Origin of the sequence: Vibrio kyushuensis, from assembly GCF_050337325.1 — a bacterium.
GTDB lineage: Bacteria > Pseudomonadota > Gammaproteobacteria > Enterobacterales > Vibrionaceae > Vibrio > Vibrio kyushuensis.
Map to the genome: position 1 here is coordinate 24,802 of NZ_JAKJSV010000007.1, position 12,062 is coordinate 36,863.

Genomic DNA, 12,062 nt, shown 5'->3' on the forward strand with positions numbered 1-12,062 from the left:
CGAACAATAGAAATTATAAAGGCGAGCACTATTTTATATAGAATGCTCGCCTTTATTTTATCTGAGTAGCGGTTTATCTAAAACGCCAAATAGCTTATTTAAAGCCCTTTACCTTTTTAACCAAATCATAGGCATTCTGAATTTCCTGTGACTTCTCTTTTGCTACGTTCATCATCTCAGGTGGTAAACCTTTTGCCATCAACTTATCAGGGTGATGTTCATTCATTAATTTACGATAGGCTCGCTTTATATCTTTCGATTCCGCAGTTTCACTGACACCCAATACTTCATAAGCAGCGGCTAAATGATCAGCTTGGTTTTCTTGTTGCCAACTACCTGACTGCTGATGACCTCCGTGCCCACCATGTTGAAAGCGAAAAGCAGCTTCTTGCATGCGTAGACGCTGTTCAAGTTGCGCTGAAGAGAAGCCTAAGCCTTGAGCTATCTTATGTAGAACATTGCGCTCGCTTGGGTGAACTTCTCCATCTGCAAACGCTGCCGATATTTGAAGCTCAAGGAAGAACTGCAATAAATCAAAACGTCCAGCGGCGGAAATTTTAACTCGCTCAAGAACACTATCTAATGGAAATCCAGATTCTTTACCTTCACGAAACGCATTTTGTGCCGCTCGGCGTTGCTCACCATGAAGGTTCATACGTTCCATCATCGTGGTCGCTAATTGAATTTCTTGAGCTGTCACCTGGCCTTTTGCTTTAGCGACATGCCCCATGACAGCAAAAGCCGCTTTAAAGAACTCGTTTTGTCGTTCTGTTTGACTCGGGCCAGAACCAAAAGCTCCACCTCTAAAACCAGCACGGCTTAAACGTCGGGCTTTATCAAACTGATGGCCAATGAACAGTCCAAAAAACAATCCAAACACGCCACCAAACAAGAAGCCAAAAAAAGCGCCGAGGAATTTGCCAAAAATATGCATTATGTGCTCTCAATCTGTGAATTTTTTTGCCACTAAGTGGTCTGATAGTGCCGTAAGCATGAAATTCCTTTATGATAGGACCGTATTTTTATATTCGGAACCCATTCACCGGATAAATCAAGTTCAACAGGACAGTAAAACTCGATGCCATTTTTTCCCCGCACTTTATTAGCCGCTTCAATCAGTACTGCCATGTTAGTGCCTCAGACTCATGCTGAGACAGTACTCGATGATGACGTGCAAGAAATGCCTGCTTTCGGACAATGCCAAATATTAGACCCTATTGACCAATGCTTGGTCAATCGACCTGAGGCAGAAAATCCAAATGAACTGCCAATTGATGTTGAAGCGAATAGCCTTGAAGCACTAAATAATCAAAAATCAGTCTATAAAGGCGATGTGATTATTACCCAAGGTAAAAAACGTATGACCGCTGATGAAGTAACGCTTCACCAAGTCGATAATATTGTTGTAGCCAAAGGAAATGTACACTTCAGCGATGGTGAAATTAAAACCATTTCAGATAAAGCAACCAATGACCTAACGACCGATGAGTTGACCGCAGAAAACACCCAATATAACTTCCTTTGTGAACCTGGTCGTGGCGAAGCCGTGTATATGGCTAAAACGGGCAAGGCGGTTTATGAGATTGAAGATGGCAGTATTACCTCGTGTCCAGAAGGTGATAACGCTTGGAGAATGCGTGCTACTAGTATCGATATTGACCAGAATGAAGAGATAGCAACATTTTATAATCCACGTTTTGAGATCCAAAGTGTCCCCGTTTTCTACCTCCCATTTTTAACAGTCCCTATTGGTGATACACGTAAAACGGGCTTCTTATACCCAACTGTCAGTTATGGTTCTAGCGATGGCTTTGAGATGGAAGTTCCAATTTATTGGAACTTAGCGCCAAACTATGATTTAGAGACCACCATTCACTATATGCAGGAACGTGGCACGCAGCTAAACAGTGAATTTAGATACCTGTCTGACTTGGGTACAGGTAATATCAAATCTGAATATCTACCTGATGATAAAAAGTACACCGATTATGGCGATCGCTGGGGCTTTCAGTATGAGCACCGCGGTATCTTCCAAGAGGCTTGGAAATTTGAAATAGACTACTCTCAAGTCAGTGACATCTATTACTTCAGTCACATATCTTCAGGTATTGGCAACCGTGAAGATGGGCAACTTCTTCAAGAGGGGCAAGCTACTTACCGTAGCGAGTCTTGGGATGCTTCTGTATTGGTTCGAGATTTTCAGGTTCTTACCACTAGTGGAAACTTACCCTATCGCTTGATGCCTCAAGTAGAATTTAACTACTACGCACCAGAAGTGATGAAGCACCTTGACTTTGATTTAATTAGCCATATCTCTCGATTTGAAACCGATGCGGATGACAGTCCTTCCGCAGTACGTGTTCACATTGAGCCAGGAGTAACCGTACCTCTTGCTAATACCTGGGGCACTTGGACTACGGAAGCTAGGCTTTTAGGTACTTATTATCAACAAAATCTAGATGATGTATCAAATCCAGATTTAGAAGAAAGTGTGTCACGACTAATACCAGAATTTCGAACTCATGCAGGAGTTGTACTAGAGCGCGATACCACGATCTTTGAGAGCTACACCCAAACACTTGAGCCTCAAGTACAGTATTTATATGTACCAGAAGAAGATCAAAGCGCTATTGGAGACTATGATACAACACTACTTCAAACTGATTACTACGGCCTTTTTCGTAGTCGTAAGTATAGTGGTGTTGATAAAATCGCTGCAGCCAATCAATTTAGCTATGGCGCTTCATCTCGATTTTTTGATGATTCCTATAAAGAACGTCTAAATGTCTCTTTTGGGCAAATTTTCTATCTAGACAAAGAGACTAAAAACTCTTCACTAAGCGACTCAGAAGTAGAAGCATCACCATCAAACTATTCAGCTTGGGCTGTGGAGGTAGATTTTAACTACGACGATTATCTCTTCTATCATGGTGGTATTCAGTACGATATCGACTCCAGTGAGGTGCAACTAGGTAACAGCACACTAGAATACCGCTTTAATGGTGGGTATCTGCAAACCAACTATCGTTATGTAACGAAAGAGTATTTGGAAGATACTGTAGATTTCAGCGTTGATTCAATCACCAAAGATGGTATATCTCAGGTTGGCTTACTAGGTGGTTACCAAATTAGCCGAAAGTGGAATGCAAGCGCACAGTACTTTTATGACTTAACCACCGAAGAGAACTTAGAGTGGTTAGCTAATATTCGCTACCGATCTGATTGTTGGTACATCGGCTTTACTTTCAGTAATCAGATAATTAGCTGGGATGGTGACTTCGTTACAAATCCAAACGCGACTCCTGTCTATGAAGAGAATATCAGTATCAACTTCGGCATTGTCGGCTTTGGTACCACTATTGGTTCAGATTCAAGTGCCGCGGGTGCTGCAAGCGCAGGTAATGCACTAGTTTACGGTCGACCATTCTTCTTAAATAACTAATAATATTAAATATTGGCTGACGTGGATATTTACCCGCAGCCAGTAATGACTTATAGGATTTCAAATGAAACTGTGGAAACAGATCCTGCTTGGCAGCATCACGAGTATAACTGCTGCAAGTGTAAATGCAGAGCCTGTGGCACTGGATAAAATTGCCGTTATCGTTAATGAAGGCGTTGTACTACAAAGTGATATCAATACTGCCTTTAAAACACTTCACGCAAATGCAAAAGATAGCGAGCAAGCACTGCCTGATGAAGATATATTGAGAGAGCAAGTACTAGAGAAACTGATTGTCGATACTATTCAGCAACAAGAGGCTGAGCGTCTTGGCGTTCGTATTGATGATAATCGCCTGAATGAAGCTATTGCAGATATTGCAGAGAAAAACGAGCAAACAATCGAACAGCTTACTGCATCGGTTGAGAAAGAAGGTCTCACTTACGCAGCCTTTCGTGAGCAAGTTCGTAAAGAGATTGCCGCTAGTGAAGCTCGTAATGCACTCGTGCGCCGCCGTATCAATATCCTTCCGGCAGAAGTTGAGAATCTTGCTGATATCTTGGCGCAAGAAACCAACGCAACGGTTCAATATAAAGTAAGTCATATTCAGCTTCGTTTTACTGATGAACAAGAGAAATCAGAGCTAGAAGAGCAGGCAAATGATCTGGTTAAGCAACTCAATGATGGTGAAAACTTTAAGACCATGGCATACACCTACTCTAAAGGGCCAAAAGCTCTAGAAGGCGGTGATTGGGGTTGGATGCGTAAAGAAGAGATGCCAACCATTTTCGCCGACCAAATAAAACTGCAAAACAAAGGCAGCATTATTGGTCCTTTCCGTAGTGGAATTGGTTTCCATATTCTAAAAATTGACGATGTTAAAGGCCTAGAAGTTGTCGCGGTGACAGAAGTAAATGCTCGTCATATTCTTATTAAGCCAACAGTTATCTTAAGTGATGAAGGCGTACAGCGTGATCTTCTTGAAATTACAAGACAGGTGCTAAGTGGTGAAGCGACCTTTGGCGATTTGGCTCAACAATACAGTCAAGATCCAGGCTCGGCCGTTCAAGACGGTGAGCTGGGCTACCAAACACCAGACCTATACGTGCCTGAATTCAAGCACCAAGTTGAAACTCTACCAGTGGGCCAAATCAGCGAACCGTTTAAAACCGTTCATGGCTGGCACATTGTTGAAGTCATCGACCGACGTGAAGTCGATAGAACCGATTCCGCACTGAAAAATAGAGCCTACGGTATTTTGTTTAACCGTAAGTTCAATGAAGAAGCGAGCGCATGGCTGCAAGAGCTACGTGCAAGTGCCTTTGTTGAGATGGTTGAGGCAGATAACGATGACAATTAAACGTATCGTGGTCACAGCGGGTGAGCCAGCTGGTATTGGCCCCGACCTCGTTTTAGCCCTATCGCGAGAGAATTGGGGACATCAAATTGTTGTTTGTGCCGATAAGTCTCTGATTGAACAAAGAGCAAAGCAGCTTGCTATCGATGTACAGCTAGTCGATTACAATGCTGATCTTCCAGTTAAACCTCAGCAAGCAGGTTCGCTCGTTATCGATCATATTGCACTCAATTCACCTTGTGAAGCAGGAAAGCTTGATGAAGCCAATGGCCACTACGTATTAAAAACGCTAGAAAGAGCCGCATTAGGCTGTATGAATAGTGAATTTGATGCTATTGTCACCGGCCCTGTTCACAAGGGGGTGATTAATCGAGCAGGTGTTGCTTTTAGTGGGCACACCGAATTCTTTGCTGAGAAATCAAATACACCACTTGTGGTGATGATGCTAGCAACTGAAGGCTTGCGAGTTGCACTAGTAACAACGCATATACCTTTAGCTTACGTATCAAAAGCAGTGACAAAAGAGCGACTTGAAAAGATCATTCATATCCTTCATCAAGATTTAGTCGAAAAGTTTGCAATAGAGAAACCTTCTATTTATGTATGTGGTTTGAACCCTCATGCAGGCGAAGATGGCTGCCTAGGCCGTGAAGAGATAGAAACAATAACACCAACACTAGATAAAATTCGTCAAAGAGATGGAATTAACTTAATCGGCCCACTACCTGCCGATACCATCTTCAATGAGAAATACTTAGAGCAAGCTGATGCTGTCTTAGGCATGTATCATGACCAAGTCCTCCCTGTATTGAAATACAAAGGCTTCGGTCAATCCGTAAACATTACTCTTGGTCTACCCTTTATAAGAACATCGGTTGATCACGGTACTGCACTCGACCTTGCAGGGACTGGCAAAGCGGATACGGGGAGCTTTAAAACCGCTCTTACTCACGCGATTGAATTGGTAGATAAACAATCTAATTAATGCGATTAAGCACGAAACTCGAGAAAAATATGAGAAATGATGTCCACTTAGGGCACAAAGCGCGTAAACGTTTTGGTCAAAACTTCCTAAATGATCCATATATTATTGATGGTATCGTTTCAGGCATAAACCCTTTACCAGGTCAAAACCTAGTAGAGATCGGCCCTGGTTTAGGTGCAATAACAGAACCTGTTGGTAAGCTTGTCGACAAATTTACCGTAATTGAATTAGATAGAGATCTAGCAGAACGTCTGCGTAACCACCCAGACCTAGCAGATAAGCTAACGATTCATGAAGGCGATGCAATGAAGTTTGACTTCGAGCAGCTCGTTAAGCCTAACAATAAGTTACGTATTTTCGGTAACCTACCGTATAACATCTCGACACCGTTGATGTTTCACCTTTTTGAGTTTCATAAAGACATCCAAGACATGCACTTTATGCTTCAAAAAGAAGTGGTTAATCGTTTAGCTGCAGGTCCTGGTAGCAAAGCTTATGGCCGTCTTACGGTAATGGCTCAATACTACTGTAAAGTAACGCCAGTGCTAGAAGTACCGCCAACGGCGTTTATTCCGCCACCAAAAGTAGATTCAGCCGTTGTTCGTTTGATGCCGTATGAGGTTCTTCCTTATCCAGCAAAAGACTTGAAGTGGTTAGATCGTGTCTGTCGTGAAGGCTTTAATCAACGCAGAAAAACAGTTCGTAACTGTTATAAAGGCCTAATTGATAAAGAAATACTTGAAGAGCTTGGTATCAACCCTAGTGTACGCCCGGAAAATCTAACCTTAGAACAGTTTGTTGATATGGCAAACTGGTTAGAAGCGAACCACTAAACCTCTTTACTCAGCCCTTTTCCTATTATTATTGATAGCTACTATCGTTATTAATAGCTAAGGGCTGAATTTTATAAGCGCACGACTGATCGGGAGTGATCATGATTGAGCCTATTCCTAGCATCCAAATTCACGTGCAAACTAAATACGTGGAAGAACAATCTACCCCTGAAAAAAACCACTATATTTTCGCGTACCTCATCACCATAAAAAACCTAAGCAACCAAACTGTGCAGCTATTGAGCCGCCGCTGGTTAATTACCGACGCCAATGAAAAACAGCTGACGATTGAAGGTGACGGTGTGGTTGGGCAGCAACCTCACATCAAAAGTGATGACGAATATAGTTATACCAGCGCAACCGCTATCGAAACACCTTTCGGCGTAATGCAGGGACAGTACATTTTCCTTGATGAAAATGGCAATCAATTTACCACTGAGATAACCCCATTTCGTCTCGCGATTCCTAACATCCTTAACTAAGGAGTAATCTTGTCTACCTATATTGTTGGTGATCTTCAAGGCTGTCTTGATGAACTTATTTGCTTGCTAGATCAAGTTAAATTCAACCCTATCGAAGATGAACTCTGGGTTACCGGAGATCTCGTCGCTCGTGGCCCTAAGTCCCTAGAAACCCTTCGCTTTATCAAAAGACTTGGTGACTCTGCGCAAATAATATTGGGTAACCATGACTTACACCTACTGGCAGTATCAATAGGAATTCATAAAATAAAAGATAGGGATCAAACAGCTCCGATTTTTGTTGCCGAAGATAAAGACGAGCTACTGACTTGGCTAAGACATCAACCGCTACTGGCTGAACACAATGATTTTGTGATGACCCATGCAGGGATCTCCCCTCAATGGGATTTAGCACAAGCGAGAAGTGCAGCCGAAGAAGTGGAACAGATTCTGAGAAGTGATCGTTGGCCATGGCTTATAGAGAACATGTACAGTAACAGCCCATCCTTATGGCAAACAGATTTACAGGGTATTGAACGCTATCGTTATAGCATTAATGCGCTGACAAGAATGAGATACTGCTTTGCTGATTCAAGCCTAGATATGGCATGCAAACTCCCACCTAGCCATTTAGAACAGCAAGAGAGCAATGAGCTTATCCCATGGTTCAAACTCGAATCTCGTATTAAGCTAGAAAAACCAGTTATTTTTGGTCACTGGGCTGCATTAGAAGGCTACGAGAACCAGCAAGCGATTGGCTTGGATACTGGTTGTGTCTGGGGTGGAAGTCTTACGATGTTACGCTGGGAAGATAAACAATACTTTGAGCAACCAGCACTCTCAAGTTAATAACCACCTCGATATAAATCAAAAAGGCTAGAATCATCTAGCCTTTATTAAATTAAACAAATTAATAAATAGCTACCGCTCTAATATTGTAAACGTCATGTTGTAGGCATTTTTTTCATCAGCGGAATACTTCTCTCCATGGATTTCGACAAACTCACTACTCCATTGTGGAAACTGAGTATCTCCATCAATCTGAGCATCAATATAAGTGACATAGAGTTTATTCGCTTTCTCTAAGCAGGCACTATAAATCGCGCCACCACCAATGATCATCACCTCTTCTATATCTCCAGCAACAGTCAATGCAGCATCAATTGAAGTCACTGTTGTCACACCTTCGATTTTCAAATTGGCGTCACGGCTGATCACAATATTTAACCGACCCGGTAATGGACGCCCAATGGAATCATAGGTCTTTCTTCCCATAATGACCGGCTTACCCATGGTACAACGCTTAAACCATGCGAAATCAGCAGGAAGGTGCCACGGCATTTGATTATCTTTACCAATAATTCGATTGTCTGCCATCGCGGCAATCATACTGATGATCATCTCTTTTTTTCCTAATCGATTCTATACAATGGGTTTACGTCGATAGAATAACAGCCCCGGCACAGCTAAGCCAATAGCAAGACCTGCGATAATAAACATCGATTTCAAGAAATTTTCAAGCAACGTTGCCACTAACTCGGGCGAATAGCCAAGTTGGTTAATTTCGACCATGGCAATCATCGCTTTAAAAGCAAAGACACCGGGCACCATTGGTATCATCGCGGCGACAGTAAATACCTTAGGGTGGGCCAAAAATCTATGTGACCAGTGAACGCCGATCATTCCAACTATTGTTGCAGCAAAGAAAGTTGCCCACTCTATAGGTATTCCAAAGTGCATCATGAGGTAACGAGACCCGTGACCGATAGCACCACCTAAAGCGCAATAGATTAACGCTTTCTGCGGTACGTTAAAAACTAACGCAAACCCAACAGCCGGAATAGCAGCAAATAGCATGTCGTGGGCAAGGCCCAATAGAAGTTCCATCATAGCCCCCAGCTCCATACGTCTACCACGCTCATCGCGCCAACAATGCCTAAGCAAGTCGCTAAAGTCAGAAGACTTGCCATAACAAAACGAGCAATCCCCATATTGATGTAGCCTTTGATCATATCGGCGACAGAGTTGATCAATGGAAAACCGGGAACAAGCATCAATACCGATGATGCCATGACGAGTGTCGGTTGATTACCAATAGAGAATGTCACGGCTTGAGCTGAAATAATGGTGGTAACAAATGCGGTAGCCGCAAAATTAACCATCGGATTAAAATGGCGATGGCCAATCTCTTGGCGAACCACCATGCCAATCGATGATGCTAAGAAGGTCATCATGAAGACACCAATATCACCTCCAGCTAAGCGACTAAATGCTGCGCATGACAAGCCAATCATCGCTACCACTAGCCAGCGATTATAGCGCTCCGGTGTTATCTCATTGAGCTTTTTCTGAGCAAGTTCATAATCTAAAATTCCCTTTTCGAGCATAATGCAAATGCGCTGTACTTGGGTTATGACTCGCATATTAATGCCGCGATCCGGGCTTCGTCTTGCAGTGGTAATGCAGTGATCTTGATAGACAGTGGTAACGACAAGTGAACTGGCAGAGAGTGAAACTTCTACTTCATCCATGCCACTTGCGATTCCAATCCTATGGGTAATACTCCCTACTAACGTGCTTTCAGCACCATGAGCAAGCAACATCTGCCCTGCTTGAGCGATCAGCCGAGAGACCGCTCTTTGATTTAATACCATGAGTCCTTTCCAGTATGATTTTTGACTCTTCATAGTGCCAAATAAATTGGGGTAACAATATGATTTAGACACAAAAAAACCGCAAAGCCCTAAGGGTTGCGGTTTCTAGATAGAGTTAACTGATGCGTTTAGAGTTTAATCGAAACTAGTCTCGAACGTAGATAACGTGACCGTCATCTTCTTCGTCGTCCCAATCATCATCATCGTCGTCACCGTCTTCGGTAATAACGTTATCGCCACTCATTGCATCTTTATGGTAATCATCCCACATGAAGTCGACTTTATCTTCTTCATCAATTTCTTCAAGTTCGCGGGGTAACTGCTCCATAAAGTCAGCCAGTTTATAACAAAGCTCTTTCGTGCCTTGCTTATTGAGTGCTGAAACTTTGTAGTAATCATCTTCCCAAGCAAGCGCTTCTAAGATCTCTTGGATCTTTTCATCCGCTTCTTCTTCTGGCATAAGATCGACTTTGTTAAATACTAGCCATCTTTGCTTACCAGCAAGCTTTTCACTGTATTGCTCAAGCTCATCGATGATCGTTAGCGCGTTTTGCGCAGGATCACTTCCATCCACAGGCATGATATCAATCATATGTAGCAGAACGCGACAACGCTCTAAGTGCTTAAGGAAACGAATACCTAGGCCTGCACCATCCGCTGCGCCTTCAATTAGACCAGGGATATCAGCAACAACGAAGCTCTTTCCAGGAACGACACTTACCACACCCAAACTAGGAATTAGCGTTGTAAATGGGTAGTCCGCTACTTTCGGTTTTGCCGCAGAAACAGAACGAATGAAGGTAGACTTACCTGCATTTGGCAAGCCAAGCATACCAACATCAGCCAATAGCAGTAGCTCTAGACGAAGTTCACGAACTTCACCTTTAGTTCCCATCGTCTTTTGACGAGGCGCTCGGTTAACTGAAGACTTAAAACGAGTATTACCTAAACCATGCCAACCGCCTTTTGCGACCATGATTTTTTTGCCGTGTTCAGCCACTTCACCAACAATTTCATTGGTATGGATATCAACAGCACGAGTACCAACAGGCACTCGTAAAACTTTGTCTTTACCGCGCTTACCCGTACAGTTTCCGCCACGGCCATTCTCGCCGCGCTCACCGTCGTAAAAACGTTGAAAGCGATAATCAATCAAGGTGTTTAGGTTTTCATCAGCCTGTAAATAAACGTCACCGCCATCACCGCCATCACCACCATCAGGTCCACCTTTGGTGATGAATTTTTCTCGCCAAAAACTTACGGTTCCATTACCGCCATCACCGGCTTCAACTTTAACCGTTGCTTCATCAACAAATTTCATTTTACACTCCACTCATGCACGTGGGAAATCACTACTATTCTAGTAGACGTTAGACCATAAATCCCACTGTGAACTAGGGCCTAGGGTATAGCGTCTGTAAAGCAGTAGCGCTTATAAATTAATTGCGCCTATAAACAGGTAATATTTATAAACCCATGCTATCTACAAATAAAAAACCCCGCCGAATCGGCAGGGCTTTTGAATTCAGCTTAAAAGCTAATATAACTAAGCAGCTGCTTAATTACTCGCTTTCGATGCTAACGAATTTACGGTTTTTAGGACCTTTTACTGCAAATTTCACTTTACCTTCAGTAAGAGCGAAAAGAGTATGGTCTTTACCGATACCAACGTTAGTGCCAGCGTGGAACTTAGTACCACGTTGACGAACGATGATGTTACCTGCAAGAACAGATTCACCACCGAAACGCTTAACACCAAGACGTTTGCTTTCTGAATCGCGGCCGTTATTAGTAGAACCACCAGCTTTTTTATGTGCCATTGTTAAACTCTCCTAATACTTAAGCGTTAATGCCAGTGATTTTCACTTCTGTGAACCACTGACGGTGACCTTGCTCTTTACGAGAGTGCTTACGACGACGGAACTTAACGATTTTAATTTTATCGCCACGACCGTGTTGTACTACTTCCGCAGTAACTTTGCCACCTTCAACAAGAGGTGCACCAACAGCGATTTCTTCGCCGTTAGCAACAAGAAGAACTTTATCAAATTCTACAGTTGCACCAGTTTCAACGTCTAATTTCTCTAAACGAAGGGTTTGACCTTCGCTAACTCGGTGTTGTTTGCCACCAGATTGGAAAACAGCGTACATATTTTACTCCGCTTTTTCCGCACAGCCTTTGGTTGTTATTTGAACAACTCGGGTGTGCGCTAAACTAATCAATAGGGCGCAGATTCTACGGGAATCATGCGGCTATGACAAGCCATATTTTTAAATAATTGGCGAAAAGGTGTTCGCCAAAGAAAAGTGCGGCAATCATGCCCTTTAGT

Annotated in this window: 13 protein-coding genes; 6 read left to right on the forward strand and 7 right to left on the reverse strand. The window is 42.9% G+C overall.

Translation table 11 applies throughout. The annotated features are described in order from the left end of the window. Window positions 1–94: 94 nt before the first annotated feature. A complete protein-coding gene (djlA, locus tag L4D20_RS15735) occupies window positions 95–934 on the reverse strand; it encodes a co-chaperone DjlA (RefSeq protein ID WP_428802562.1) in 840 nt (279 codons plus the stop codon). Between the two features lie 144 nt (window positions 935–1,078). Between djlA and lptD the strand changes: the two genes are divergently transcribed. From lptD to apaH, 6 genes are all read left to right on the forward strand, one after another. Beyond that, window positions 1,079–3,442, forward strand: coding sequence for an LPS assembly protein LptD (lptD, locus tag L4D20_RS15740; protein WP_428802563.1), 2,364 nt, complete (start codon window positions 1,079–1,081; stop codon window positions 3,440–3,442). Between the two features lie 64 nt (window positions 3,443–3,506). Continuing rightward, window positions 3,507–4,802, forward strand: a complete 1,296-nt coding sequence (gene surA, locus L4D20_RS15745; RefSeq protein ID WP_428802564.1) for a peptidylprolyl isomerase SurA — start codon at window positions 3,507–3,509, stop codon at window positions 4,800–4,802. Beyond that, window positions 4,792–5,784, forward strand: coding sequence for a 4-hydroxythreonine-4-phosphate dehydrogenase PdxA (gene pdxA / locus L4D20_RS15750; RefSeq protein WP_428802565.1), 993 nt, complete (start codon window positions 4,792–4,794; stop codon window positions 5,782–5,784). Before surA ends, pdxA begins: the two co-directional genes overlap by 11 nt. 29 nt (window positions 5,785–5,813) lie before the next feature. Beyond that, the gene (gene rsmA, locus L4D20_RS15755; protein WP_428802566.1) at window positions 5,814–6,617 is read left to right on the forward strand and encodes a 16S rRNA (adenine(1518)-N(6)/adenine(1519)-N(6))-dimethyltransferase RsmA; all 804 of its coding nucleotides are present in this window, start codon (window positions 5,814–5,816) and stop codon (window positions 6,615–6,617) included. Window positions 6,618–6,718: 101 nt separating this feature from the next. Then, window positions 6,719–7,099: a Co2+/Mg2+ efflux protein ApaG gene (gene apaG, locus L4D20_RS15760; protein WP_428802567.1), complete on the forward strand. Its 381-nt coding sequence runs from the start codon at window positions 6,719–6,721 to the stop codon at window positions 7,097–7,099. Between the two features lie 9 nt (window positions 7,100–7,108). Next, the gene (gene apaH / locus L4D20_RS15765; RefSeq protein ID WP_428802568.1) at window positions 7,109–7,927 is read left to right on the forward strand and encodes a bis(5'-nucleosyl)-tetraphosphatase (symmetrical) ApaH; all 819 of its coding nucleotides are present in this window, start codon (window positions 7,109–7,111) and stop codon (window positions 7,925–7,927) included. A 72-nt stretch (window positions 7,928–7,999) separates the two neighbouring features. On the opposite strand, the gene folA is transcribed toward apaH, so the two are convergent. From folA to rplU, 6 genes are all read right to left on the reverse strand, one after another. Next, the gene (gene folA / locus L4D20_RS15770; protein WP_428802569.1) at window positions 8,000–8,479 is read right to left on the reverse strand and encodes a type 3 dihydrofolate reductase; all 480 of its coding nucleotides are present in this window, start codon (window positions 8,477–8,479) and stop codon (window positions 8,000–8,002) included. 21 nt (window positions 8,480–8,500) lie between these two features. Continuing rightward, the gene (locus tag L4D20_RS15775) at window positions 8,501–8,983 is read right to left on the reverse strand and encodes a threonine/serine exporter family protein (protein ID WP_428802570.1); all 483 of its coding nucleotides are present in this window, start codon (window positions 8,981–8,983) and stop codon (window positions 8,501–8,503) included. Next, entirely contained in the window at window positions 8,965–9,732 is a 768-nt protein-coding gene (locus tag L4D20_RS15780; RefSeq protein WP_428802571.1) for a threonine/serine exporter family protein, read from the reverse strand. The genes L4D20_RS15775 and L4D20_RS15780 overlap by 19 nt, the downstream gene beginning before the upstream one ends. Before the next feature lie 145 nt (window positions 9,733–9,877). Beyond that, window positions 9,878–11,053, reverse strand: coding sequence for an Obg family GTPase CgtA (gene cgtA / locus L4D20_RS15785; RefSeq protein WP_428802572.1), 1,176 nt, complete (start codon window positions 11,051–11,053; stop codon window positions 9,878–9,880). Window positions 11,054–11,294: 241 nt separating this feature from the next. Then, on the reverse strand, window positions 11,295–11,552 hold the full coding sequence (rpmA, locus tag L4D20_RS15790) for a 50S ribosomal protein L27 (protein ID WP_102404997.1): 258 nt from the start codon (window positions 11,550–11,552) through the stop codon (window positions 11,295–11,297). A 19-nt stretch (window positions 11,553–11,571) separates the two neighbouring features. Further along, complete coding sequence (rplU, locus tag L4D20_RS15795; RefSeq protein WP_428802573.1) at window positions 11,572–11,883, reverse strand: 50S ribosomal protein L21; 312 nt, start codon at window positions 11,881–11,883, stop codon at window positions 11,572–11,574. Window positions 11,884–12,062: the final 179 nt, after the last annotated feature.